The organism is Pedobacter sp. Hv1 (genome assembly GCF_001412215.1).
GTDB lineage: Bacteria > Bacteroidota > Bacteroidia > Sphingobacteriales > Sphingobacteriaceae > Pedobacter.
Genome location: NZ_LLWP01000003.1, coordinates 187,413 through 213,772, shown reverse-complemented (window position 1 = coordinate 213,772; position 26,360 = coordinate 187,413). Strand labels below are relative to the sequence as shown.

30 protein-coding genes are annotated in these 26,360 nt (G+C 36.9%); 23 read left to right on the top strand and 7 right to left on the bottom strand.

The window, feature by feature from the left end:
• Position 1: 1 nt before the first annotated feature.
• From AQF98_RS07345 to AQF98_RS22010, 6 genes are read left to right on the top strand one after another with little or no spacing between them, the layout of a single operon-like run.
• Positions 2–1,105: an alginate lyase family protein gene (locus AQF98_RS07345; protein WP_055131279.1), complete on the top strand. Its 1,104-nt coding sequence runs from the start codon at positions 2–4 to the stop codon at positions 1,103–1,105.
• Between the two features lie 41 nt (positions 1,106–1,146).
• Positions 1,147–1,533 (top strand): 30S ribosome-binding factor RbfA, encoded by a 387-nt coding sequence (rbfA, locus tag AQF98_RS07340; protein ID WP_055131278.1) that lies wholly within the window; start codon positions 1,147–1,149, stop codon positions 1,531–1,533.
• Positions 1,520–2,164 carry a hemolysin III family protein gene (locus AQF98_RS07335; protein ID WP_055131277.1) on the top strand — a complete coding sequence of 215 codons (645 nt, stop codon included), beginning with the start codon at positions 1,520–1,522 and terminating at the stop codon, positions 2,162–2,164. Before rbfA ends, AQF98_RS07335 begins: the two co-directional genes overlap by 14 nt.
• Positions 2,161–2,868: a peptidoglycan DD-metalloendopeptidase family protein gene (locus tag AQF98_RS07330; RefSeq protein ID WP_055131276.1), complete on the top strand. Its 708-nt coding sequence runs from the start codon at positions 2,161–2,163 to the stop codon at positions 2,866–2,868. Before AQF98_RS07335 ends, AQF98_RS07330 begins: the two co-directional genes overlap by 4 nt.
• 17 nt (positions 2,869–2,885) lie before the next feature.
• Positions 2,886–3,539, top strand: a complete 654-nt coding sequence (locus tag AQF98_RS07325) for an energy transducer TonB (protein WP_055131275.1) — start codon at positions 2,886–2,888, stop codon at positions 3,537–3,539.
• A 1-nt stretch (position 3,540) separates the two neighbouring features.
• Positions 3,541–3,951, top strand: coding sequence for a hypothetical protein (locus AQF98_RS22010; protein WP_152969662.1), 411 nt, complete (start codon positions 3,541–3,543; stop codon positions 3,949–3,951).
• 8 nt (positions 3,952–3,959) lie between these two features.
• Here the strand turns inward: AQF98_RS22010 and AQF98_RS07315 are convergent, their stop codons facing one another.
• A complete protein-coding gene (locus tag AQF98_RS07315) occupies positions 3,960–4,832 on the bottom strand; it encodes a diacylglycerol kinase family protein (protein ID WP_235524186.1) in 873 nt (290 codons plus the stop codon).
• 61 nt (positions 4,833–4,893) lie between these two features.
• On the opposite strand from AQF98_RS07315, the gene AQF98_RS07310 reads away from it, so the two are divergent.
• Both AQF98_RS07310 and AQF98_RS07305 read left to right on the top strand, forming a co-directional pair.
• Entirely contained in the window at positions 4,894–5,871 is a 978-nt protein-coding gene (locus AQF98_RS07310) for an App1 family protein (protein WP_055131273.1), read from the top strand.
• An 11-nt stretch (positions 5,872–5,882) separates the two neighbouring features.
• Positions 5,883–6,281: an META domain-containing protein gene (locus AQF98_RS07305; RefSeq protein ID WP_055131272.1), complete on the top strand. Its 399-nt coding sequence runs from the start codon at positions 5,883–5,885 to the stop codon at positions 6,279–6,281.
• Here the strand turns inward: AQF98_RS07305 and AQF98_RS07300 are convergent, their stop codons facing one another.
• Positions 6,282–6,650, bottom strand: coding sequence for a YccF domain-containing protein (locus AQF98_RS07300; protein WP_055131271.1), 369 nt, complete (start codon positions 6,648–6,650; stop codon positions 6,282–6,284).
• A gap of 109 nt (positions 6,651–6,759) precedes the next feature.
• Here AQF98_RS07300 and AQF98_RS07295 point away from each other — a divergent pair, with 109 nt between their 5' ends.
• Together AQF98_RS07295 and aat are read left to right on the top strand one after the other, a co-directional pair.
• A complete protein-coding gene (locus AQF98_RS07295; protein WP_055131270.1) occupies positions 6,760–7,113 on the top strand; it encodes a hypothetical protein in 354 nt (117 codons plus the stop codon).
• A 61-nt stretch (positions 7,114–7,174) separates the two neighbouring features.
• Entirely contained in the window at positions 7,175–7,813 is a 639-nt protein-coding gene (gene aat, locus AQF98_RS07290) for a leucyl/phenylalanyl-tRNA--protein transferase (protein WP_055131269.1), read from the top strand.
• A gap of 4 nt (positions 7,814–7,817) precedes the next feature.
• Here aat and AQF98_RS07285 read toward each other — a convergent pair whose 3' ends face one another.
• Entirely contained in the window at positions 7,818–10,715 is a 2,898-nt protein-coding gene (locus tag AQF98_RS07285; protein WP_055131268.1) for a DEAD/DEAH box helicase, read from the bottom strand.
• A gap of 372 nt (positions 10,716–11,087) precedes the next feature.
• Between AQF98_RS07285 and AQF98_RS07280 the strand changes: the two genes are divergently transcribed.
• Complete coding sequence (locus tag AQF98_RS07280) at positions 11,088–11,729, top strand: GIN domain-containing protein (RefSeq protein ID WP_055131267.1); 642 nt, start codon at positions 11,088–11,090, stop codon at positions 11,727–11,729.
• Positions 11,730–11,882: 153 nt separating this feature from the next.
• Here the strand turns inward: AQF98_RS07280 and AQF98_RS07275 are convergent, their stop codons facing one another.
• Together AQF98_RS07275 and AQF98_RS07270 are read right to left on the bottom strand one after the other, a co-directional pair.
• The gene (locus AQF98_RS07275) at positions 11,883–13,424 is read right to left on the bottom strand and encodes an aldehyde dehydrogenase family protein (protein WP_055131266.1); all 1,542 of its coding nucleotides are present in this window, start codon (positions 13,422–13,424) and stop codon (positions 11,883–11,885) included.
• A 122-nt stretch (positions 13,425–13,546) separates the two neighbouring features.
• Positions 13,547–14,011 carry a nuclear transport factor 2 family protein gene (locus AQF98_RS07270; RefSeq protein ID WP_055131265.1) on the bottom strand — a complete coding sequence of 155 codons (465 nt, stop codon included), beginning with the start codon at positions 14,009–14,011 and terminating at the stop codon, positions 13,547–13,549.
• A gap of 245 nt (positions 14,012–14,256) precedes the next feature.
• On the opposite strand from AQF98_RS07270, the gene AQF98_RS07265 reads away from it, so the two are divergent.
• The 8 genes from AQF98_RS07265 (at position 14,257) to AQF98_RS07230 (ending at position 21,543) form a co-directional block, all read left to right on the top strand.
• Complete coding sequence (locus tag AQF98_RS07265; RefSeq protein WP_055131264.1) at positions 14,257–15,660, top strand: lipopolysaccharide assembly protein LapB; 1,404 nt, start codon at positions 14,257–14,259, stop codon at positions 15,658–15,660.
• A 58-nt stretch (positions 15,661–15,718) separates the two neighbouring features.
• Complete coding sequence (locus AQF98_RS07260; protein WP_055131263.1) at positions 15,719–16,486, top strand: phosphosulfolactate synthase; 768 nt, start codon at positions 15,719–15,721, stop codon at positions 16,484–16,486.
• Positions 16,487–16,565: 79 nt separating this feature from the next.
• A complete protein-coding gene (locus tag AQF98_RS07255) occupies positions 16,566–17,306 on the top strand; it encodes a shikimate dehydrogenase (protein WP_055131262.1) in 741 nt (246 codons plus the stop codon).
• A 1-nt stretch (position 17,307) separates the two neighbouring features.
• Positions 17,308–17,892, top strand: coding sequence for a gliding motility lipoprotein GldD (gldD, locus tag AQF98_RS07250; protein ID WP_055131261.1), 585 nt, complete (start codon positions 17,308–17,310; stop codon positions 17,890–17,892).
• Position 17,893: 1 nt separating this feature from the next.
• The gene (locus AQF98_RS07245) at positions 17,894–19,201 is read left to right on the top strand and encodes an alpha/beta fold hydrolase (protein ID WP_055131260.1); all 1,308 of its coding nucleotides are present in this window, start codon (positions 17,894–17,896) and stop codon (positions 19,199–19,201) included.
• Between the two features lies 1 nt (position 19,202).
• Positions 19,203–19,841: an MBL fold metallo-hydrolase gene (locus AQF98_RS07240; protein ID WP_055131259.1), complete on the top strand. Its 639-nt coding sequence runs from the start codon at positions 19,203–19,205 to the stop codon at positions 19,839–19,841.
• 78 nt (positions 19,842–19,919) lie between these two features.
• Complete coding sequence (locus tag AQF98_RS07235; protein WP_055131258.1) at positions 19,920–21,155, top strand: ABC transporter permease; 1,236 nt, start codon at positions 19,920–19,922, stop codon at positions 21,153–21,155.
• A gap of 4 nt (positions 21,156–21,159) precedes the next feature.
• On the top strand, positions 21,160–21,543 hold the full coding sequence (locus AQF98_RS07230) for a hypothetical protein (RefSeq protein ID WP_055131257.1): 384 nt from the start codon (positions 21,160–21,162) through the stop codon (positions 21,541–21,543).
• Positions 21,544–21,549: 6 nt separating this feature from the next.
• On the opposite strand, the gene AQF98_RS07225 is transcribed toward AQF98_RS07230, so the two are convergent.
• Positions 21,550–22,404 (bottom strand): menaquinone biosynthesis family protein, encoded by an 855-nt coding sequence (locus tag AQF98_RS07225; protein WP_055131256.1) that lies wholly within the window; start codon positions 22,402–22,404, stop codon positions 21,550–21,552.
• 45 nt (positions 22,405–22,449) lie between these two features.
• Positions 22,450–23,073, bottom strand: coding sequence for a futalosine hydrolase (mqnB, locus tag AQF98_RS07220; RefSeq protein ID WP_055131255.1), 624 nt, complete (start codon positions 23,071–23,073; stop codon positions 22,450–22,452).
• Between the two features lie 170 nt (positions 23,074–23,243).
• Between mqnB and AQF98_RS07215 the strand changes: the two genes are divergently transcribed.
• From AQF98_RS07215 to fabD, 4 genes are all read left to right on the top strand, one after another.
• Complete coding sequence (locus tag AQF98_RS07215) at positions 23,244–24,191, top strand: hypothetical protein (RefSeq protein ID WP_055131254.1); 948 nt, start codon at positions 23,244–23,246, stop codon at positions 24,189–24,191.
• Between the two features lie 127 nt (positions 24,192–24,318).
• Positions 24,319–24,729 carry a 6-carboxytetrahydropterin synthase gene (locus AQF98_RS07210; protein WP_055131253.1) on the top strand — a complete coding sequence of 137 codons (411 nt, stop codon included), beginning with the start codon at positions 24,319–24,321 and terminating at the stop codon, positions 24,727–24,729.
• 13 nt (positions 24,730–24,742) lie between these two features.
• A complete protein-coding gene (gene folE / locus AQF98_RS07205; RefSeq protein WP_055131252.1) occupies positions 24,743–25,378 on the top strand; it encodes a GTP cyclohydrolase I FolE in 636 nt (211 codons plus the stop codon).
• 82 nt (positions 25,379–25,460) lie between these two features.
• Positions 25,461–26,342, top strand: a complete 882-nt coding sequence (gene fabD / locus AQF98_RS07200; RefSeq protein WP_055131251.1) for an ACP S-malonyltransferase — start codon at positions 25,461–25,463, stop codon at positions 26,340–26,342.
• Positions 26,343–26,360 lie beyond the last annotated feature (18 nt).

The window sequence follows — 26,360 nt, the reverse complement described above, 5'->3', positions numbered from 1 at the left end:
AATGAAGCACCTATTCTGGTTTGGCATTTTCTGCTGTTGTTTTTTTGTGGGCAAAGCTCAGGTAGTGAGCTTAAATGCCACAGAGCTCAGCAGATTGAAAAAATTAGTTCAAGCAGATGTTGAGGTAAAAAAACATTGGGAAGGAATATTGAAAACTGCTGATGAAGCATTGTTGGCAACACCAAATCCGGCTGATACCATTTTAACAGAGGGTATTCTACAAGGCGATCCACGTAAAACGAAAACATGGAAATCGTTAGAAGACATGCAAAAAGTATATGCACTCAGTTTAACTTATAAAATTACAGGAGATAAAAAGTACCTCAACAAAACTACTGAGTTCTTGTTGGCTTGGGCAAAGCAGAATAAACCAATGGGTAATCCCATTAACGATACCAATTTAGATCGGATTATTTTTGCCTACGATTTATTGAAAAGCGATTTGAAGGCCGATGAAACCTTGGTCATCAAGTTGTGGTTAAACGAAGTAGCCAAACAAGAAATTAGAACATTACGTGAGGCCGTAGCCAATAAAGGCAGCAGCAAAAGCTTTAACAATTGGAACTCACACCGGATTAAGGTTTTAACTGAGATTGCGGTAGCATTAGACGATAAAAATCTAAGAAACCAAGCAGTTCAGGCTTACGTGATACAAATTTCGCAAAACCTTCGGAAAGATGGTAGCAGTTTCGATTTTGAGGAAAGAGATGCCTTGCATTACCATGTATACGATGTAGACCCTTTAATGGTTGCTGCCACAATTTTAAATAGAGATCCGCAAATAAAAGGCGATTTTTATAACTACCAAAGTAAAAATGGGGCGTCTTTGAAAACAAGCGTCCACTTTTTGATCCCTTATTTTACGGGAGAAAAAACACATGCAGAGTTTGTAAACTCAAAAGCAGCATTTGATAAAAAAAGAGCAGCTAATGGCGAAAAGGGTTATCTTGCAGGAACACCTTTTAACCCAGCAGAAGCAAGAAGCAGTATCGCATTAGCCACGTATTTTGAACCTCAGCTACTAAAGGTCTATCAAGATCAAAGCAAAAGCAGTTCAACATATCCAACCTGGCAATTTGTGTTAAATGAAGTGAAAAGATTTTAGGTATTGCTGCAAGCATTACTTAAGCAAAGAAATTAAAGAATATGGAAAGTAAAAGACAACAGAAGTTTGCAGGATTATTACAGGAAGAGCTTGCTGCTATTTTTCAACGAGAAGGGGCAGCTTATTTGCCAAATACCTTAGTTACCATTACAAAAGTTCGCGTTTCGCCAGATTTAGCTGTGGCGAAGGTTTATTTAAGTTTTTTAAATACCAACAATACCAGTCTATCAGTTGCTACAGTTAATTCACATGCCAGCGAAATCAGGTATAAACTAGGTTCGCGCATCCGTCACCAGGCCAGGGTAATTCCTACGCTCTCGTTTTTTGTGGATGATACCAATGAATATGTGGAGCACATGGATAAAATTTTCAATAAAATAGCTAAAGATAGAAAAGAAACCGACGAAGAAACTGATGAGCAACCATAGGTATATCAGGGAGCCAGGTAACTTTTTAACACATGTAGTACCAGCCCTTTTAGCTATTCCGGCCCTCTATCTTTTATTGCAAAAAGCGAATACCCATTTTGAATATGCTGCTGCTTATATTTACGGTATAGGGATCATTATTTTGTTTGGCGTAAGTGCAACGTACCACAGTGTGCCCAAAACAGAATATGGAATTAGGTTTTGGCAAAAATTTGACCATTGTTGCATCTACTTGATGATTGCCGGTTCCTTTACACCAACCGCACTATTGGTTTTTGATGGTTGGTTACGTTGGGTACTATTTGGTATGGTTTGGTTAATTGCCTTGGTAGGTTGTTTATTGAAAATCTTTAACCGATTAAAAAACCAAGCAATTTCTACAGGATTATACATTGCCATGGGCTGTTTGGTGATCCCCTTTTTGCAAAAGATGCTAGAAACTTTACCATTTGGCGCCATTACCTGGTTAATTATTGGCGGTTTGTTTTATGTGGGTGGTACCTACTTTTATGCCAAGGATAAACAATTGCACAAGCTTTTTCACAGCCACGAAATTTGGCATGTATTTGTAAATTTTGGCGCACTTTCGCACTTCATTTACAATTACGTTTATGTTTTTAATGCAAGATGAGTGCTTTACAACAACTTCAAGATTTTCTGTCCCATCCTAAAAATCAGATTCATAAAGTAGTAGCGTTTAATGCTGCTACAGATACTTTATTGCCTTTTGATTTTACGGCCAACAATACAGAACTTACCCCAACCATATTAGCAGATACAACTACATTTGCAGATTGGGTAGACCAAAAACTAGCCGAAAATAAAGCAAGGTATGGTATTGGTGGTTACAATGAGCATCGGACCATTTACAGCAGAAGTGCGCACTTTGATGCCACAGAAGAACCCAGAAGATTACATTTGGGTATTGATATTTGGGGACCTGCAGAAACACCCATTTTTAATTTTTACGATGCAAAAGTGCACAGCTTCGAATTTAATGATCACTTTGGCGATTATGGCGCAACCATTATCCTACAATACCAATTAGAAGATTTGACACTTTATGCCTTATATGGACACCTGAGCCTAGCTTCTTTGAAAGGATTAAAAGAAGGTCAGTTGATTCCTGCAGGGCAACAATTTGCCACTTTTGGTATTGCTGCAGAAAACGGACATTGGCCACCACATCTCCATTTCCAGTTGATGTTTAATATGGAAGGCAAAAAAGGAGACTATCCCGGTGTTTGTCAATTTACAAAAAGAGCAACTTATTTAAACAATTGTCCAGACCCTGCGTTAATTTTAAAGCATACTTTTACATCGGCTTTGCTTTAAAATGCGTAAATTTAAATATGTTCAAAATTGTAACGCTATTTCTGTTCTTTTTTGCTGTTGCGGCTAATGCACAAGAGCCGCAATTTAAAGGCGGTTTGGCCAGTTTTTTAAAGAGCAATACCGTATATCCCAATTATTCTTTACACAATTGTATTCAAGGTACCGTAAGCATTGGTTTTAAATTAAATACCAAGGGTCAAGTTTATTATTCGACAGTGACCAAAGGAATTGGAACAGATTTAGATGATGAAGCCTTAAGGTTAATTAGAATGAGCAGCGGCAAATGGATCGTATCTCAAAAGCATGATACCTTAGCTTTGATTATTGTGCCTGTAAATTTTGTACTGAATGGTTACGATTGCAGTAGACAATCACAAAATGAAACCGCACTAGCCATAAGAGCCTATAAAGATCAAGAAGAATTGACCAAAGTCATTTCAAATTATTATAAAAATAAAGAAAAGGGAACGTCTAAACCCGAAGACGAAGCCAAGGTTTTTCACATTAAAAACGAATTGGGAATTGACGATGAGTATTTACAAAGTAGGATAGCTGGTGGATTGAAAAAATATAAACAGGGAGATAAACAAGGAGCCTGTGAAGATTTTAACTTTGTAAAATATATGGGCTCAACACTGGCAGACAGTTGGCTCTCCAAATACTGTAAATAATATGCGTCTACTTTTCCGTTCTCTTGTATTGCTAGATTTGATCTCTTTGGTTTTGATGAGCATGCAACTCTGGTATATCTCTAACCATTACTCCGAACTACCCAACCAACTATCCGTTAAAATAGAATCAATTTTACTGTTCCCAATGTTTGTTTTGGTACTTATTGGTGCTATTGGGCAATTTCTATTAAAGAAATTTGGCTTTATTTTATACTATGTCCAATTTCCGTTTAGGCTTTATTTGTATGTGTTTTCTATCGGTTTCATCACCATGTTGCCCGAAGTAATGGAAATTTATAATTTTAAATGGTATGATGCGCTGTTAAAGATCTGTTTCATGGTGGAGTTTATCCGTTTATACTTAACCATCAAAGGGCAGTTGAAAATGAAACAGCAATTCATTGAAGCATAAATAGCCGTTTAAGGCACAATAACATGAATTGCCTTTGGAATCAGCTTTGCTTCAATGCTATTCACTTTTCCTAAATATTCTCCATCAACCTGAAAATGTACTTTGTGTTTCGCCGTTATTTTTAAACTTGTGGTCTGAAAATATTCTATTTTTTTAGGATCCCACAGCAACTTGCTGATCCATATTTTAATAATTTCCATTACCGCATAATCTTTAACCACAATAATTTCAAAAAGGTTGTCGTCTAGTTTCCCTTCTGGATTAATCTTTAATCCTGTTCCATATTGGGTTGCATTGGCAATGGCTACCATAGCTGCTTTTTGTTTAATTAATTTGTCGCCGATCTTAAACTCTACAGGCATTTTCCTGTGGTTCCAAAAGGCATGCCATGCTGCTTTTGCATAGGTTAACATGCCCCGTTCGGGAAGTTCATCAAACTTTTTAACCAGATAAGCATTGAAACCGATATCAGCCAAGTGGATACAAAGTTCGTTATTGACGGCAACCGCATGGATTTGTTTGGGTTGTCCGTTAATGGTTAAAGCCAAAGCTTCATTTAAATCTAATGGAATTCCTAGTTCTTTGGCCATCCCATTGGCAGAACCTGCCGGAATAATGCCAATAGGTGTTTTGCTGTGGAGCAAACATTCGGCTACCAATTTTAAAGTGCCATCGCCACCAACTGCAACTACACGGTCTGCTTTCGATTTGTTGATGGCCGCTTTTAGAACTTCGATCGTACAATTTTTAGGAAGTTCATAAAGCTCAAATGCTTCGTCTTTTGACTTAAAAAAAGCGCTGATTTCTTTCTTGTAATTGATCGTATGATTCCCTGAAATTGGGTTGATCACAAATAATATCTTTATAGCTTTGGGTTTCACAGATAGGTAATTTATAGCTGCCTAACAAACAACTAAAGCCAAAATCTGTTTTAAATATATCATGAAAAAAACAGCAAGCTTAAAAATATATCATGGTTATGGCCACACACATAATTTAGTTGTATATGGTCATGTTTTTAAGTTCAAGGCCACCACCACACAAAATTTTAGCACCAATTTTTTTGTCAATATGGTGCACCTATTTAAGCTTTTTGTGGTTAAGCCCTATCCCTTTGCCAAAGTGCGGTTAAATTTTCATGGGCAGCTCGTTCATCAGAAGACAGAGTATGATGGCTTTTTTAAATTTGAATGGCAAGCAGAGCATAAAGTTGCGGCAGGTTGGCATACCGTAAAAATAGAAGCACTAAGCGAGTTTGGTGATGAGGTGATGGCCGAGGCAGAAGGAGAGATTTTCGTGCCACACATCACACAATATGCCTTTATATCCGATATTGACGATACCATTATGGTTTCGCATTCGGCAAAACTGACCAGAAGGCTCAGAGAATTGTTTATCAAAAACCCACGTACGCGAAGAACTTTTCCGTCGGTACAAGAACATTATCAATTATTGGCCAACGCACATACTGAAGCAGGACAACCAAATCCTTTTTTTTATGTGTCGAGTAGCGAATGGAATTTGTATGATTATTTGCTAGAAATGTTTAAATTTAATGAACTGCCAGAAGGAGCCTTTTTACTGAACCAGCTTAAACGTTGGAAGAATTTATTTAAGATAGGTAAAACTGGTCACGAGGGAAAATTATTAAGAGTAATGCGAATCATTAACGCTTTTCCTCATCAGTTATTTGTTTTTTTTGGCGACAACTCTCAACAAGACCCAATGATTTACCAAACTATAGCAGAGAAATATCCATTGAGTATAGCTGCGGTTTACATTAGAAATGTGAGACCAGAACGACAAGCAGAAACAGAAAATTTTTTAAAGAAAATTGAGCAACAACAAATAAAAACTTGTTTATTTACAGATAGCGAAATCGCCATAGCGCACTCCAAACAAATTGGATTGATCATTTAAACCGAAAAACCATGAAAAGATTATTTTTAGGATTTGTTTTAATCATTGTCCTTCAGGCATGTTCAAAAAAGATAACTACAGGCACAGTAGCCAATACCAAATGGACATTAAGTGAATGGATGGGTCAAACCTTGCCCACAAAAGAAAAAGCAACCTTAAATTTTGGTGCCGACAATCAAATCGGAGGCAAGTCTTTCTGTAATAGTTTTGGCGGCAAAAGTACAATTAGTGGAAACACACTTAAAATTGAAGAGATATTTGGCACCATGATGTTCTGCGAAAGTGTAGCACAGGCAGAAAAAAACTATACAGACGGCTTAAAAGCAGTCAACTCTTTTAAAGTGGTAGATGGTAAATTACAGCTGTTAAAAGATGGTAAGGTAATGATGGTCTTTATCAAGGGTGAATAACTAACTAATTGATTTGCCAAAAGGCGAAAAGGCCAAATTCATCAGTTTAAAATGCTGTAAACCAAAAGGGATACCGACAATAGTGATGCAAAATAATAGGCCAAACAGCAAGTGGGTCAATACAATCCAAAAGCCACCAAATACCAACCAGATAATATTCATAACGGTAGAGAGGCAACCGATATTCGACGAAGTATCGGTAATCTTTACGCCAAATGGAGCCAGGCCTACAATGGCAAATTTAAAACATTGAATACCAAATGGAATACCTACAATGGTGAGGCATAAAACCAGTCCGCCAAATAGATATTGAAAGAAAATAAATATTCCCCCAAAAATTACCCAAATGATATTGCCGATGAAACTCATTGCTACTTCTTTATTTTAAGAGTAAGTAGACCGGATATTGTTACATGGAATTAAAAAAGGATTAACATGTTATTTGTATTTTGCTGTACACACAAAAGAATTCAACAACATGAAAAAGTCAATTGTTTTAGCGGTGCTTGTCGCTTGCTTTGCATGGTCAAATGCCAAAGCACAAAAAGTTAAAAATGTTAAGTTAAGTGATATCCATTCCGAATACATTGAGGTTACTGCAGTTAAGCGAGGATTTAGCGATAAGATCTTAATCAGTCTTCAATATGGACAGAAAATAGAGAGTTTTAATGAAGACAGCATTATCAGAGATGATAAGAACCAAGAATTAGAGTACAACTCGGCCTTAGATTGTGTCAATAAAATGAAAGACTATGGCTATGAACTTTTTCAGGTCTATGTAGAAAGCTATGAGAGCGGGAACCAGAAATATTATGTGCTAAAACGAAAGTAGTGGGTTACTTGAGTATGTATTTGATATGACGCCCAATATTAAAAGTTTCTTATCATTGTAGATGGTTTTCAGACTACTTGAAGATGCACTGGTTTTTCCAGATCCTGCTTTGGCCGATCCAGATGGTTTGTTGGCCATTGGTGGCGATCTCAGTATTGCACGTTTAACGTTAGCCTATCAAAGTGGGATTTTTCCTTGGTATAGCGAAGGAGAGCCTATTTTATGGTATTCGCCACATGAGCGCTGTGTAATTTTTCCTAAGCACATCAAAATCAGCAAGAGTATGCGTAAGGTGTTGCAATCGGGCTTGTTTAAGGTAACCACCAACCAAGCATTTAAAGAAGTAATTCAAGCTTGCGCAACTACACCTAGGCTTGGTCAGGATGGAACCTGGATTACAGATGAAATGCAAGCGGCCTACATCAGTCTACATGAAAAAGGGATTGCACATAGCATAGAAGTTTGGCAGCAAGAGCAATTGGTAGGGGGATTATATGGAGTGATCATCAACAAGGTGTTTTGTGGAGAGAGCATGTTCAGCCATGTAAGCAATGCCTCTAAAACAGCATTGATCTATCTAACCCAAGAAATGGGTTTTGAGCTGATCGATTGCCAATTGCCAAATGATCATTTAATGAGCCTTGGAGCAGAAATGATCAGTAGGGAAGCTTATCTAACTTTATTAAAGAGAAAAATATAACCTATTAATTCAATAACTCCCTAATGTCGTCCTTGCTCAATGATTTAAAGAAGCTTTCTTCGGTAGTGATTAACGAATTTGCCAAAGATTTTTTACGTCTCTGAAGGGCCAAAATCTTCTCTTCAACGGTATCTTTAGAGATGAATTTGTAGATGAAAACCTTTTTGTCTTGTCCAATTCGGTGTGTCCTGTCTATGGCTTGTTGCTCAACCGCAGGGTTCCACCATGGGTCTAAGATAAATACATAATCAGCTTGGGTAAGGTTTAAACCCACACCACCAGCTTTAATCGAAATCAAAAATACTTTAAGGTCCTTGTTCTCTTGAAATTCGGCAACAATTTCTCCTCTGTTTTTTGTTCCACCGTCTAAATAGGCAAAAGGAATACCTTCTTTCTCAAAACAATTTTTGAAAATGGTCAGGTGTTTCACAAACTGAGAAAAGATCAATACTTTATGGCCGCCTTTTAAAACGTTATCCAGTGTGTGCATGACGTTTTCGAACTTGCCCGAATCAGAATCATACTCGTCATCGATCATAATCGGGTGGTTGGCCAATTGTCTCAATGCCGTTAAACCCTGTAACAATTGAACCTGTTTTTTGGCATAAGTGCCATCATCCATGCTGTTTAAAAGGTCATTTCTATAGGCCGATTTTGTTTTTTCGTAATAAGCAGCCTGGTCCTCGCTCATATCGCAATAAAAGATATGTTCTGTTTTCGGCGGCAGCTCAGAAGCAACCTGCTCTTTGGTACGGCGTAAAACAAAAGGTTTGATAATGGCCTGTAGCTTTCTGGCTTTTTCTTCATCCTTCCGTTTTTCTATGGCCTGCACATATTCTTCGTTAAAGAAAGATTGCGTGCCCAACAAACCAGGGTTTAAGAAGGTTAGCTGTGTCCATAAATCGCCAACAGAGTTTTCTACAGGCGTACCACTCAGTACCAGTTTATGTCTTGACCTTAACATCCTTACGGCCTTAAATGCTTTTGAAGAAGGATTTTTAATGTTCTGGCTCTCATCTAAAATGATGTAGTTGAAATAAAAATCCCTTATCAATTCTACATCTACACGGGTAATGCCATAGGTGGTAATAATCAGATCGTATTTGTCAAAAAGGCTAATATCCTTGTTGCGGAAAGTTCCGGTATGGGCATGGATCTTTAACTTCGGGGTAAATTTTTTCGCCTCATTTAGCCAGTTGTAGATCAAAGAAGTTGGCATAATGATCAGCGAGGTGCTGTGCGTACCATTTAACTCGTCTTCTTCTTTCAGCTTTTGCAACATGGCCAAGGTTTGAATGGTTTTACCCAAACCCATATCATCAGCTAAACAGCCTCCAAAATTATATTCACGTAAAAAGCTGAACCAATTGTAGCCCGCTTTTTGGTAATGACGCAAATCTCCCTTAAAATTAATGGGCATTTGAGTGTCGGCAATGTCTTCAAAATCGTTTAAACGTTGTAGTTTTCTATCAAGTGTAACATTGGCCAAGCTATCTTCTGCCAGATCGTTGATCAACCCAATATGGTGTTTTTTGAGTTTGAGGTTTTTACTGCCATCGGCCAAACTGAATAGACTGCTGTACTGCGTAAACCACTTTTCTGGAATAATGGCAATATCTCCATCAGGTAAAATAAACTCCCTCTTTTTATGGAGGATATGCTGTTTCAAAGAAATAAATGGAATAGGATGGATACCAAAATAAACAATGGCATTGATGTCAAACCAGTCGTTATCCTCTTTAATTTCGAAATCTATTTTGTTGGCACCAAAAACAAAACGTTTGCCACTGCTGGCCTGCTCCACTTCAAAGCCTTGTTCTTGCAATGTTTCGATATGCTCATTTACCCAAGTAATAATGGCATACGATGGATTGTCATTTTCGCTAAGGTTAGGCAATTCTAGGTGATGAAAAAGTGCACTTACTTTTTTTAGGCCAAGACTTTGTAAAAAAGCAAATTGCTGTTTTTCCCAATCGCTATTTCGTTTAATGCGGGTAAAAGTATAATTATCGTCTTCTTTGGTTAAACGAACGGTAACCTTGTGTTCGTTACCCATGGTGAAGGCATATTGTCCGTATTTAAAATAAAGTTGGATCTGCGAAATGCCACCATCTACATAAATGACCTTAATTACAGCCGTCGCTTCATGCTTTTCAGTCTTAATTTCAAAACCCTCAGCATAAACATGATATTTTTCTATCAATGGGCCTACAAACTTCTCGAAATAGGTTTCTTCGGTAGCCTTTGGAATAGTGATGTAACGTTTATTTAAAAATGGAATGAATTTTTTTCCTTCAATATCTTGTTCAAAGAAATAAAGTACATCGTTTAACAACATCCAAGCAGGCTGGTTGCAAACAATCTGTGCATCTTTAAACATGAAATCAATCCTTAGACCCTGATACTTGATGGTTGGAAAATACCTCGTTTCTACCTCATTTCTCCTAAAATGGAAAAGTACGGTTGCGGGTTCAGTGGCCAAGTCTAATTTTCGCTCTGCAGGCCAGCCATCTTTGTCCATGAGGTACAAACCATCTTTAATTTTAAGAATCTCTAATACTTCTGCTAGTTTCTTTTCAATTTTGGGGCGAACACTTTCATAGAACTTCTCATCGTAAAACTTACTGAAAAACTCAAAGGGCCTAATGGCTTTTTTATGGTATTTCTTGATGATGTAATCCTGTTCAGTTTCATCTAGTATTTTGATGAGCTTGAAATCGGCATCTGTTAAATGTTTGGCAAATTCTTTGGCCGTATGGGTAAATAAACGCTGGTAAGTTAGAGAGAAATCACCTTGTGGATTAAGCTGAACAATGTGTGGCTCAATTAAATAGCCTAAAAACTCATGCTTACATAATGAATATACAATTTTGCAGGGTCCTGAACTATTTACGCGTAACATTGATTATAGGCTAAAAGAAAGAAAAGATAAGCATCTTAAAATTTTTAAACTTACATCAAATTGTTCTGTAATCAAACAATAGTGGATAAAATCTTAGTTTTTTTTAAAGTATTTAAGCCCTGAAATCCAAGATTGGATTCAAGGTTTCGTCCATCACCCCCAATTTTATCGAATTTTTTAGTGCCTGTTCGTCGAAAAATTACAGCCGTTCGTCTAGGGTTACATGCCTATGGTCTAAAAGCCCAGAAACCCGTGCAACCTTTTGACTTTGATGTAGTCTTATATACGAAACCTGCCAGCAAGGGCTGCTAGGAAAACAGAAAAATAAAAATTATAAATAAAAGATAAACAATCATTTAAAATATTAAAGTTATGAAAACTTCTATTAAAACCTTATTCGCAGCAGTATTAACACTAGTAGTATTAACCAGTTCTGCATTCGCATCAACAGATGTAAAATCAAACAACGTTACTGTATTAAATCAAGTAAAAAATATCAGCAAACTAGAAGTAAAAGGTAATGTTGATGTGATCTTGGTACAGGCACCAACAGAAAGTGTAAAAGTAAACGACAGCTACTATTCTAAAAATGCATTGGTACAAGAGAAAGAAGGTGTATTGCGCATCAGCTCTTTCGAAAAAGAAAGATTAACAGTTACTGTTTATGTACGTAACCTTTCATCAATTGAAGCAGGAGATAACGCAACAGTTAAAACTTTCGGTAAAATTAGCTTCTTAAGTTTAGATGTAATTTTAAAAGATAAAGCAACTGCTGATATCAATGCAACAACAATTAACTTATACACTTCTATTAAAGACAATGCAAAATTAGTATTGAGCGGATCAACTACAGAACATTACGCAATCTTAGGCTCACAAGCTAAAATGAGCATGGATCAGTTCATTGCAGATAACGCAACTGTAAACACCATTGCTCCAGTATATGCTAAAGTGGCTGTTGCCAAACAAGCTTTAAATAGCTTCCCAACTGCTGATGCTGAAGTTGTAAAATAAGATAAAGTGCCAAAGGAAGTTGGAAGAACTAAAAAATAATAACCCCTATCATATATTTAGTTTTTTAGAAGGAAAAGAGCCCCAAAATTGAGGCTCTTTTTTTTGATGTTAATGGCTCGTGGAGACACGGGCCATTAACATTATAAATCATGATTATAAATCAAATTTAATGCCTTGTGCTAAAGGTAAAGTATTGGCGTAGTTAATGGTATTGGTTTGTCTGCGCATATATGCTTTCCATGCATCAGAACCACTTTCTCTACCACCTCCTGTTTCTTTCTCTCCTCCAAAAGCTCCACCAATCTCAGCACCAGAAGTACCGATGTTCACATTCGCTATACCACAGTCAGAACCTTGAGCAGATAAGAATTGCTCGGCCTCTCTTAAGTTTAAGGTCATGATTGCTGAAGAGAGTCCTTGCGGAACACCATTTTGTAAAGCAATCGCTTCGTCAAGTTCTTTATATTTGATCAGGTATAAAATTGGCGCAAAGGTTTCGTGCTGTACAATTTTGTATTCGTTTTTAACTTCTGCAATACAAGGTTTAACATAACAGCCAGAAGTGTAGTTTTCGCCAGTTAAAACACCGCCTTCCACTACAAAGTTTCCACCCTCTGCTTTACATTTTGCTATTGAATCTAAATAATTAGCCACTGCATCGGTATCAATTAATGGGCCCACGTGATTGTTTTGGTCTAAAGGATCACCAATGCGCAATTGTCCATAAGCTTTAACCAATTTAGCGGTAAAAGCATCATAAACACTTTCGTGTATAATTAAACGACGGGTGGTGGTGCAACGTTGACCTGCAGTACCAACAGCGCCAAATACAGCGCCAATAATAGACATGTCTAAATCTGCATCTTTTGAGATGATGATGGCATTGTTTCCACCTAATTCCAGTAAACTTCTGCCTAAACGAGCACCTACGGCGGCACCAACAGCTTTACCCATTCGGGTAGAACCTGTAGCAGAAACCAAAGGAATGCGAGCATCGTTGCTCAACAATTCACCTACTTCTCTGTCGCCAATAATTAAGTTAGATACACCTTCAGGTACATCATTTGCCTCCAAAACTTTTTGGATAATATGTTGACAAGCAATTGCGGTTAATGGTGTTTTTTCAGATGGTTTCCAAATGCAAACATTACCACAAACCCATGCCAAGGCCGTATTCCAGCTCCAAACCGCAACAGGGAAATTAAAAGCAGAGATAATACCAACAATTCCAATTGGATGCCATTGCTCGTACATGCGGTGGTTTGGTCTTTCGCTATGCATGGTTAAACCATATAACTGACGAGAAAGACCCACGGCAAAATCGCAGATATCAATCATTTCCTGCACTTCGCCAAAGCCTTCTTGTAAGCTTTTGCCCATTTCGTACGAAACCAAAGTGCCTAAGGCTTCTTTGTTTGCTCTTAAGGCATCGCCAAATTGACGAACCATTTCTCCTCTTTTAGGTGCCGGAACTGTTCTCCATTGTAAAAAAGCAGTTTGTGCAGTAGCTACAACCGAATCATAATCTTTTGCAGAAGCTACGTAAACTGAAGCTATCTTTTTCCCGTCAACAGGAGAGTGGCTTTCGATAATTTTTTCGCTCGTGGTTTTGCTCCAATTGCTGCCAGTACTGTAAGCCGGATTGAGGTCTTCAATCCCTAACTGTTTTAAAATGGCATTGATATTTGTTTTCATATACTAATGATATTTAATCTGAAAATCGATTTCTACAAAACAACAAAAAATTAAGGAGGATTACCAAAATATAAATTGTTGTTGTTCAACCTTGGTTCGTGCCCATGCCAACCAGGATGTATTTATTTACAATCGTCTTTTCTTCGGGTATCAATAATATAAATGATTTTCCAGCCATCTTCTCCTTTAAAAAGCTGAAATGAATTGACACCACAATGGCTAAACTTATCGCCTACATAAAACTTATAGTCTGTCCAAACACTGGCCAAGTTGGCATCAATCAATACTTTGGTAAATACAATTCGTTCATCGTACATTTCAGGATGTGGTGTACCCATGCTTTTAATGAAATTGTTTACACTTTCTGTTCTGACCACAAATTTACCTTCTTTGTTCTTGGCAATGGTTTCCATAGTGTTTTTTGCAGCAAAGGCGCTGCGAATCATTGTCGTATCAGATTTTCTCATGCCCTCAAATAACCGATTAATGGTCACTTTTACAGCACTTTCTTCTGTATTGGTTTGGGCAAAACTTTGCTGAACTGTAAGGGTAAAGAAAAGTGAAAGAATAAGACAAAACTGTTTCATGACTTGAATTTTACTGATTTTGAATTAAATATATGTTATTTTGTAATTAATTAAAAAGAACAACATTCTGTAGCGGTATAAGCCTAAGAGCCATTCACACCCAACAAACGCTAAATCTTTTATTATTAGTTGATTATCTCGATGGGTGTGTGTATGTTGAAAATTATTTTCTTAACTCATCTTATAAAAAACGTAAACTTATAAGGAATTAGTTAACTGGGTTTGTTCTTTTAAATATTCAGGACATGGAAGAAGAATTTGAATTTGATTTTAATGATGATGCTCAACACTCGATAGAACGTTACGAAGAAATGATCCGCAATCAGGATCAATATTTTTTTGATGCACAAGCGTTTGAGTATATCATAGATAACTACATAGAAAAGAACGATCCCGTTAAAGCACTGCAAGTTATTGAGTATGCCCTAAGTCAGCATCCTTATGCTGCGGTTTTCTTAATTAAACAAGCACAATTGTTATTGTTTACCAATCAGGTAGACAAGGCTTTTGCAGCACTTGAAAAAGCAGAAATGTTAGAGGCATCAGAGCCTGATATTTATGTGTTGCGTGGTAACATTTACCAGAACTTGGATCGCCATGCAGAAGCATTGGAGAATTTTGAAAAAGCACTGGAATTGGCCGAAACAACTGATGAGATTTTATTGCAGATGGCTTACGTGTATCAAAATATGCACGATTATGAAACTGCAATAGTTTACATCAAGCGAAGCTTAGAACAGAATATGGAAAACAAAGACGGTTTGTACGAACTGGCCTTTTGTTATGATATTTTAGATAAACAAGAAGAAAGTATCCAGTTTTATCAAGAATACATTGATAGCGACCCTTATTCTTATGCGGCTTGGTACAACTTGGCCAACTCTTATCATAAGTTAGACCTCTTTGAAAAAGCGATTGATGCTTACGATTATGCCATCCTGATCAAGGAGAACTTTGCTTCAGCCTATTACAATAAAGGAAATGCATTGGTGCAATTGGATAAATATGCAGAAGCAATTGCGGTTTATAAACAGACTTTTGAATACGAACCGCCAAATGCAGATACCTATTGTGCCATAGGCGAATGTTACGAAAAATTGGAGCAGATGGACGAAGCCCGTTCTTACTATAAAAAATCTGTAAAGATGGATTCAAAGATGGCCGATGCTTGGTTTGGTATTGGAGTAACCTTGAATTTTGAAGAACGCTTTTTCGAATCGCTACATTTTTATAAAAAAGCAATTGAATTGGACGATGAAAATCCAGATTTCTGGTTTGCCATGGCCGATGCGCATTATAAACTTGGCCAGATTGAAGAATCGGTAACGGCCTATTATAAAGTTTTAGAATATAATCCTTTAGATGTAGAAGCTTGGCTAGATTTTTCGACAGTTTTATATGAGCAGGGTAAATTGTTAGAAGCCTCAGAAACAATGGCCGAAGCCATTAAGAATAATCCAGATGCAGCAGAACTTTATTACCGCATGGTAGCTTATCTATTTGCATTAGGCCAGAGTAACGATGCCATTGCCTATCTAGAGACCGCTTTGGTAACCGATCCCGAAAAACATTATATTTTATTTGAATATTTGCCCCAATTACAAGATAATGGACTAATAATTGAAGTCATCAATAAATATATAAAATAGAAATTAACAGGTTTTATTCTTCAAAAATAGCAGAGTTTTTTTAACCTTTGCACCATATATGAATTACAAATTAAATGACATTCCAGAACGTTCAGTAAAGCCCCGTCAAAAAGGTTTAACAATGGTGATGGATAAAGGATTAAGTCTTAGACAAGTTGAAGACTTTATAGAAGTTGCAGGTGTACATACAGATATTGTAAAATTGGGTTGGGCTACCTCTTATGTAACCCCAAATCTGAAAGAAAAATTAGCGCTTTACCGTAGCGCAGGCATTCCAACCTATTTTGGTGGAACTTTGTTCGAAGCTTTTGCCATCCGTAACCAGTTTGACGATTACCGTAGGGTTTTAGAAGAATTCGGGATGGAATATGCAGAGATTTCTGATGGCTCTATGGATATTGAGCATGATGTTAAATGCGAATTCATTAGAAAATTATCAACCCAGGTTACCGTAATTTCTGAAGTGGGTTCTAAAGATGCAGCTAAAATATTTGCACCCTATAAATGGATTGCCTTAATGAAGGCAGAAATAGAAGCAGGTTCTTGGAAAGTAATTGCCGAGGCTCGTGAAGGTGGAAATGTGGGTATTTACCGTGGTACTGGCGAGGTGAGAGAAGGTTTGGTAGACGAAATTTTAACTCAAATTCCTGAAGAAACCATTATCTGGGAAGCTCCTCAGAAAGAACAACAAGTTTGGTTTATTAAATTAATAGGTACAAATGTAAATCTGGGCAATATTGCACCAGCAGAAGTAATTCCTTTAGAAACCATTAGATTGGGCTTAAGAGGCGATACTTTTGACTATTTCTTGAATAAAGGAAAATAGAAAAAATATTTGCTGTATTCGTTATACAGTAGGCAGTATTTATTACCATCGGCTTTTGTCGATGGTTTTTTTATAAAATATGAGAACATTTGGTTTAATTGGTTTTCCTTTATCGCACTCTTTTTCGAAGAAATTTTTTACAGAAAAATTTACCAATGAGAAAATTGCAGGCTGTAAATACGAGTTGTTTCCCTTAGAACGGATCGACCAATTTGTAGAACTTTCAGATCGGTCAGGTCTTCATGGGGTAAATGTAACTATCCCTTATAAAGTGCAGGTTTTACCTTTTTTAGATGAAATTGACGAAGCTGCAAAAGAAATTGGTGCGGTAAACTGCATCCATATCGGAAGAAAAAATGCAGAACGTTGGATCAAAGGTTACAACACCGATGCTTATGGTTTTGCAGAATCGTTAAAGCCTTTACTTAAAGATCACCATAAAAAAGCATTGATATTTGGCGATGGAGGTGCTGCAAAAGCGGTAAAATATGTGTTGCAACAGTTAAATATCCCATATTTGGTGGTAGTCAGAAATCCAGCACCCAATACGATACTCTATTCTGCTGTTACTAAAGAAATTTTGGCAGAGTATACCTTGTTAATCAATACTACTCCATTGGGCATGTCGCCTAACTTGGATTCGTGCCCACCTATCCCTTATCAATTTGTTAGCGATCAACACCTTGCTTACGACTTGGTTTATAACCCTGAAGAAACAAAATTTTTAGGTTTGGTTAAAGCACAGGGCGGTGCCATCAAAAATGGATTGGAAATGTTATACCTACAAGCCGAACGTTCTTGGTATATTTGGAATACCTAACATGAAGAAAAGCCATTTACTTTTATTGTTGTTGTTTGCGCTAATGGTAGCTTGTACCAGCGAATCAACTTATACACCAAAACCAAGAGGGTATTTTAGGATTGATTTCCCAAAAAAGGAATACAAGGTTTTTGATTCAGGCTGTCCGTTTACCTTTGAATACCCCGTGTATGCTCAAATGGTAGCAGATGATGAAAGAAATGCCTTGCCTTGCTGGAACAACCTAAATTTTCCACAGTTTAATGGTAAACTGCACCTTACCTATTACGATTTCTCTTCTAAAAAAGATTATGATGACATGACAGAAGGGGCGAGAACCTTGGCCATGACGCATACCATTAAAGCGAACTCGATAGATAAAAAATTAATCAATTATCCTGATAAAAAGGTTTATGGTGTTTATTATGCCATCGAAGGGAATACCGCTTCCTCAGTCCAATTTTTCTTAACAGATAGCACTAAACATTACTTTAGAGGGGCTTTATATTTTAATGAAAAGCCACAATACGATTCTTTGCAACCCGTGGTTAAATTTATCAAAAAGGATATCGACAGAATGATCGAAACCTTTAAATGGAAAAACTAAGATGAAAAGATTATACTATCTATTGATTGCGTTAGTGTTTTATGCGCCTGTAGCAAAAGCCCAAAGCGACAGTACCTTGCTCAATGCAGATAAATTCTTCGAATTATTTATTGAGGGTAAACCAGCTGCTTACCATTATTTTGCAGATGAGTTTAAAAGCAAGGTTAGCGCAGGTCAGATATTGGGTTTGCAACAACAGTTTTTACAGAAGTACGGCAAGTTTAATGGGATTATTAAAACATCTAAATTAACTCAAAATGGAGTAAATTATGTGTTGATCAATGCCTCATTTGAGTATGCCACACCTTTGTTTACCTTAACTATTGGCGATAAAGGGCTCGTTATTGGTTTTTTTGTACCGAAGGAGAATTTAAAAGAAAGATATAAAGATCCGGTTTATGCCAACTCAAGTCTTTATGAAGAAAAGCAGATTGTTGTGCAAACCAACGATTTCAAATTACCTGGCATACTAACTGTGCCTAAAAATGGGGCTAATTTTCCTATCCTCATTTTGGTACATGGTTCTGGCCCTGGCGATAAGGATGAGGCAGTAGGTGGCACCAAAATGTTTAGAGACTTGGCATTAGGTTTAGCTGCAAAAGGAATAGCCACTTTAAGATACGATAAGAGAACAAAAGTATACGGAGCAAATTTTACCAAAGCCGGTGAGGTAGTTACAGTAAAACAAGAAACCGAAGCAGATGTAAAGAGCGCCATAGCATTGGCCAAAACATTGGCAAATGTTAACGTAAGCCAAATCTATGTATTAGGCCATAGCTTAGGTGGAATGCTTGCGCCACGTATAGCCGTAGAAAATAGCACCATTGCTGGAGTTGTTTTGGCTGCGGCACCTGCCAGAGCTTTTCAAGACATTTCTATCGAGCAAAATAAATTGAGTGCTACGCAAAATAGAATTGATCCCAAAACATTAGATTCAGCAATTACACTGCTCAACGAAACCAGGTTTAAGACCTTGGGCAACAGAAAGCCAGATTTACAGACAGTTTATGGCCCAGCATCTTATATTTTAGATCTGAACAACTACAGTCAAACTACCATATTGAAAAAATATAATGGGAAAATATTGGTTTTACAGGGAGAAAAAGACTTTCAAGTAAGTATGACCGATTTTAAACTGTGGCAAAATACCATCGAAAAGAATAAAAAAGCAATGGCTGTTTCTTTTCCAAATCTAGGGCATCTCTTTGTCGCTGCAGGCTCAACAAATACCATAGCAGACTATAACCTTCCACAAAATGTGCCAATTGAGGTAATTGATACCATTGCCAATTGGATCTTAAAAAAATAAAATGATTAGTTTAAAGAAATTTACTTTTAATCCTTATCAGGAAAATACCTATGTTTTGTACGATGAAACTAGTGCTTGTGTAATTATAGATCCAGGCATGTACGATGGTTCAGAACAAAATGAGCTGGTTGCCTTTATTAAAGAAAATCAACTTAAGCCAACGTTATTGTTAAACACCCATTGCCACATCGATCATGTATTGGGTAATAAATTTGTTTTTGACAATTGGGCATTAAAACCACAATTTCACGAAGGTGAGTTGTATATTTTGCAAGCTGTAGCCGGTTATGCACCACAGATGGGCATGCATTACGAACTTTCTCCAGAACCAGATACCTTTTTGCCAGAAAGTGGAACAATAACTTTTGGCAATAGTGAGTTGGCGTTAATTTTTGCCCCTGGGCATTCACCAGCACATTTGTGCTTTTACGCAGCCGATGAGAACTTTTTAATAGGCGGCGATGTCTTGTTTTACAGAAGCATAGGCAGAACCGATTTACCCGGAGGCAACCATCAACAACTTATTCGTAGCATCAAAGAAAATGTATTCCAATTGCCCGATGATTGTGAGGTCTTTCCAGGCCATGGACCATCTACTACAATTGGTTTTGAGAAATTGAATAATCCTTTTTTGAGCTAAAATGGAAAAATAGAAGGTGTAAGGAATATAATTCGATATTTTCCATTTTCCATCTTCCATCTTACTTATCTTTACAACGTGAACACCGCACTTTACATCGCCCGCAGGTATCTTTTTGCAAAGAAATCTACCAATGCCATCAATATCATTTCGGCAATTTCTGTGCTGGGTGTGTTTGTGGGTAGTGCGGCGTTAATTATCATTTTAACGGTTTTTAATGGCTTTGAGAGTGTAATCCTTAAAATGTTCAATACCATTACCCCACAGCTAATTATTTCTCCAGCTCAAGGCAAAACCTTTAATCCAAACACAGTTTATTTTAACGAGCTCAAAGCAAATAAATCCATCTACTCTTATACAGAGGTATTGGCCGAAAATGCGCTGGTTCGATATGACAACAAACAAGCACCCGCCTTGATAAAAGGTGTAAGTAGCGATTTTTTAAAAAATCAAAGCTTAGATAGCATTATTGTTGATGGTCACTTTGTGCTACAAAATAGCAGTGGGCCCAATGCTGTTATTGGATCTGCATTACAGGCATATTTAAGTGTAAACCCTAGTGATGCCTTTGAACCACTACAAATTTACTCACCTAAAAAGGGTGTAAAAGGAGGGTCAATAAACCCATTAGATGATTTTATGATACTCAATATTCCACCTTCTGGGGTATTTGAAGTTCAACAAGAGTTTGATAACCTGGTGATTGTGCCTTTGTCATTCGCCCGTGAGCTCTTGCAAGAAGAAAATAACATATCAGCTATAGAGATTAATGTAAACAAAGGCGTTGATCCAGATAAGCTTCAAAAACAGATAGCCGATAAACTTGGAGATGCTTTTGTAATTAAAAACAGGATTCAACAAAACCAGGCACTTTACAATGTTTTGGGTTCTGAAAAATGGATGGTGTATATAATTTTAACATTTATATTAATTATCGCTATATTTAATATCATTGGTTCATTGACCATGCTGGTGATAGAGAAATTGAAAGACATTTCTATTTTAAGTAGCTTAGGGGCTGGAAAAAAGTTGATCAAACGTATTTTTTTGTTAGAAGGCATGATGATTACCTTAACAGGTTGTATCTTTGGCCTGTTAATCGGATTAATCTTTTGCTTGGTTCAACAACATTTTGGCTTGGTTAAGATGGGCGAAACTGGGATGTTGGGAATGAGTAATGCCTATCCGATAGCACTTAAATGGAAAGACTTTGTTTTAGTCTTTGTTACTGTTGGTATTTTTTCACTAATAGCCTCTTCTTTGGCATCAAATTTAAGCGTAAAGAAGATAGACCGTTTAAATCAAGACCTATAAGAACATGCACACAAATAAGAGAATATTTTTAGTTTTAATGCTAGTGGTTACTGCTTTTGCAGCCTGTAACCGTAATCCAAAATCGGAAGATCAGAAAGATAAATTTGTAGTTTCTAAAGGACTGTACAGTTTTGGCCCAGAAGTGAAGTCTTTTACCGACTGCGAAGAAGGTAGAGAATACTGGGTGGTAGATAGTGCAAAAACTTTAGAGTTGGCCTACAGTAACCTAGGGTTCGAAAAACCATACGTACCTGTATACATTGAAGTGCAATGTCATTTTGTGAAATCGGATACCACAACTGTAACTGGAGATTATGATTCTACAATGGTAGTTACCAAACTACTTAAAATCAGTAAACAAATTCCTGAAGGTCCTTGCGCACAATAAAGATTTTTATGAAGGCACGTATAAATCTTGTTCAAAGCTAGGGATCAAGTTATGCTTTGTGGCCATTGCAAAAAGGGTATCAATCGCTTTCCTACCTTCTTGGCCCAAATCAATAGAGTATTTGTTTACATACAGCTCAATGTGTTTGTACATTACGGCTTCATCCATTTCTTGCGCATGTTGGCGGATAAAATCTATTCCAGATTTACGGTTGGCAAAAGCAAATTCAACAGATTTTCTGATCAATCGATTTACTTTTTGTTGTACTTCTGTACTTAAATTGCGGTTAATTACAATTCCCCCTAATGGGATTGCACAACCTGTTAATTGTTCCCAGTAGCTGCCAAGGTCAATAACCTTGTGTAAACCTTTATCTTGATAGGTAAAACGGTTTTCGTGAATGATCAGCCCTAAGTCTATTTGCTCATTGATCAGCGCATCTTCAATCTCAGAAAAAACCAATTCTTTTTTATGGGTTAAGTTAGGATAGGCAACACCCAATAAAAAATTGGCGGTGGTGTACTTTCCTGGAATGCCCGTGCTCAACTCATAGTTTTCCGCTTTTAATTGGGCCTCAATTGTTGCTGCTTTTTCTTTTTTACAGATCAACAGTGGCCCAACCCCAAAACCAAGTGCACTACCAGCATGTAAGAGCGCATATTTTTCAATTACATAAGCAAAGGCATGAAAACTCAATTTGGTAATATCCAATTCGCCTCGCATTGCTTTTTGGTTCAATGTTTCTACATCATCAAAAGAAACCTCAAAAGACAAACCTTCAGTGTCAATTTTATGATGAATTAAGGCATCAAAAATAAAAGTATCGTTAGGGCAGGGCGAAAAACCAAGTGTCAATTTCATACGGTAAAAATAAAGCTAAATGTATTTCAAATGGTCATGTTTAACTCATTTCGTTTGCTGAGTAATAAAATCAATTAACCACTCATTTAGGTTTGTAATGGCTAAACCAATTTTCCAGTTTTCCTTAGCCCTTGGTTCTACCTCATTAGACAAACTTCTTACCTGTGCACACGGAATATGGCTTAAGTTACAGGCGTAAAATACCGCTGCGCCTTCCATGCTTTCGGTCTGCGGGTTAAAACGTTTAATAATGGCATTAATGCTTTCGGTATTGCCATGAACTTTGTTTACGGTAATGCCTTTTACTTTTGGTAGATCAATCAAATCATAGCTCGAATTAAAGGTGATTTGGCCAAAACCCAATTCATCGAGGCTAATAAATTGATCATGATCCTCAGCACCCAATTCGGCAAATGTATCTTCATAGATATTTACCAAACTACCCAAATGAAGCTGTTTGTCGAAACTTCCGGCAATACCCACATTAAGTACAAGGTTGTAAGTGTTGTTTAGGTATTTGCCCAATGCAAACGCAGTAGCAGTCATGCCCACACCAGTAATCAGGATATCAAATTTTTCCTGCTGTATAAAATGTGCATTTGGCAAGCCGAAATGTTCATATACAGGAGCTAGCTCTGCTTGAGTTGCCGCAACAATTAATAGTTTCATGTAGTAAATGTAAAGATTTTTTGGCTATGGTTTTGGTTTAGAATAATGCTAGGCAGTTATCATAAAAGGCTTTTGGGATATATCTGTCACACTTTTATTATAAATGAAGATATGGTATGGTTTTAGTTTAAAACGGTATAACTCTATTTATAATTTAACATACACCCATTTTGCAAGGCCAAGTAACTCAACCTCCCTTAAAGGTTTATCATGCTGATTCTTTTGACGATAGACTATCTTTTATAACTAAGAATAAATCTTATCAATATGCTGAAATTGAAGAATGTGATGTGATTATTCATCACCAAATCGTCCACAAACCTAGACACACCTTAAAACTGATCAAAGTTTTAAATGAAAAGTACGAAAGTTCTCAAAAAAAGATTCTCATTTTCATTATTCATGATTTTGAATATCAATATCCCATGTTTAATAATATTATTTTATTGAGAACAAGCGTACGGGCAAGTGGAATTCAACCCAATGAGATCGTGATGCCCTATATCTGGGAAACCTTGAGAAAACCACTTCCGCAAATTGGCTCGTCTGCACTGCCTAAGGTTGGGTTTTGTGGATTATTCTCAAAACATCGTAAAAAATTGATTCGGGTTTTTAAAGAGAGCAGTAAAATGCACTGCGATTTTATACTCAGAAGTAAGTTTTGGGGTGGAGCACCAAATAACAAAGAGATAGTTTCCGATTTCTATAAAAACATGATGGATAATCAATACATCTTATCCAATCGAGGCGCTGGCAATTACTCTATGCGGTTTTATCAGGTATTAGCCTCTAAAAGAATTCCGGTTTTGGTAAATACGGATATGATTTTGCCATTTGCAGATAAAATTAACTGGACTGACTTTATCATTTTCGAAAAAGATGAAAAAAAGTGCATCGAAAAGGTTGATGAAGTTCATAAAAGTGGTAAATATCAAAGCATGCAAGAGAAATGTAATTACATTTTTAACCATTACTTTTTAGAAGAGGTATGCTTTGACCACATTGTGGTACAATTAAGAGAAAAATCAATGCTTGATGTTCAAGAAGCTACATCGTCAACAAATCGTTTTTTTTGGTGGAAGGTCAAAAAATTTTTATACAAATTCTCCAGTAATTGAGTGCTTCTAAAATAGGATCTGTTGAGGTAAAAATTACTAAAATATGAAGATTGATGAACGAGTGTTAAGCATTGTAGTACATAACGATTACCAATATATAGTATATTTGCTTTTTATTTGATAAATAATGATTTATATAACACGCAGAGAAAGCTTTAATGCGGCTCATAAATTATCTAGAACAGATTGGAGCGAAGATAAAAACAATGAAGTATATGGTAAATGTGCCAATCCAAATTGGCATGGTCATAACTACCAATTATATGTAACTGTTAAAGGTGAGGTTAACCCAGAAACTGGATTTTTGGTTGACCTGAAATGGCTAAAACAAATTATCAATACTTATGTAGTAGATAAAGTTGACCATAGGAATTTGAATTTAGATGTTGATTTTATGAAAGGTAAATTGGCATCAACTGAGAATTTAGCCATTGCGATATGGGATATCTTGAGCACTCCTATTAACGAAAATGGAGCAAAATTACATTGTATTAAAATTTACGAAACTGAAAACAACTTTGTAGAGTATTTCGGTTAATCAGCACATATACATGGAAAACGATAAATACAACCACGATGACGAAGTTTTGGGCTATCAGAAAATAGACCGCTATGACGATGAGAAGATTACCTCAGTTGCCACTCATTATAAAGATATTTTAACTCAGCTTGGAGAAGATCCAGCCCGTGAAGGACTTTTGAAGACGCCAGAACGTGTAGCTAAAGCCTTGCAATATTTAACTCATGGTTACGATCTCCAACCACAAGAGATCCTTCGTTCGGCCATGTTCAAAGAAGATTATAGCCAAATGGTGGTGGTAAAAGATATCGAGGTGTTCTCTATGTGCGAGCATCATATGTTACCATTTTTTGGTAAGGCGCATATTGCCTATATCCCCAATGGACATATTGTTGGCTTAAGTAAAATACCAAGAGTTGTAGATGCCTTTGCCCGTAGATTACAGGTACAGGAGCGTTTAACGAATGAAATTAGAGATTGTATCCAAGAAACTTTGCAGCCAGCAGGTGTAGCCGTTGTAATTGAGTGTAAGCACTTGTGCATGGCTATGCGTGGCATACAAAAACAGAACTCTGTAACTACAACTTCGGCATTTACTGGCGAATTTATTAGCAATGATAAAACAAGAGCAGAGTTTTTAAGGTTAATAACAGCAAACCTGCATTAATAGCAATTAAAATCATAAAATTTTGTGAGCTGCTGTTAAGTTTTATATCTTAAACAGTAAACTCAAATCTATAAACTAAAAAATGAAAGCATATATATTTCCAGGGCAAGGCGCTCAATTTTCAGGGATGGGTAAAGACCTTTACGAAAATCCAACTGCGAAAGAACTATTTGAAAAAGCAAACGAAATTATTGGCTTCCGTATCAGTGATGTGATGTTTAGCGGTACTGACGAGGAGTTGAAGCAGACCAATGTAACACAACCAGCTATTTTTTTACATTCAGTAATTTTAGCCAAAGTTTTGGGTGCCGATTTTAAACCAGATATGGTGGCTGGACACTCACTTGGAGAATTCTCTGCATTAGTTGCTGCAAATGCATTGTCATTTGAAGATGGATTAAGATTAGTAGTGGCACGTGCCAATGCCATGCAAAAAGCTTGCGAAATTCAACCTTCAACCATGGCCGCTATTTTAGGCTTGGCCGATGAAGTAGTTGAAGAAGTTTGTGCAAGCATTGATGCAGTAGTTGTTCCTGCAAATTACAACTGCCCAGGTCAATTGGTTATTTCTGGCAGCATTGAAGGCATTGATGAGGCTTGTTTAAAATTAACCGAAGCTGGAGCAAAAAGAGCATTGAAATTGAATGTAGGTGGTGCTTTCCACTCGCCTTTAATGGAGCCGGCAAAAGTAGAATTGCAAGCTGCAATTGAGGCAACAAATATTTCTTCGCCTATTTGTCCAATCTATCAAAATGTAAATGCAAAACCAACTACAGACCCAGCTGTTATTAAAGAGAACTTAATTGCGCAATTGACAGGTGCTGTACGGTGGACACAAACGGCTACCAATATGATTGCAGATGGGGGCAATGAGTTTGTAGAAGTTGGACCGGGTAATGTTTTGCAAGGCCTAGTTAAAAAAGTAAGCAGAGAAGTGCAAACAAGTAGCGCTACTATTGCTTAACATATTCGCTATCAAAAC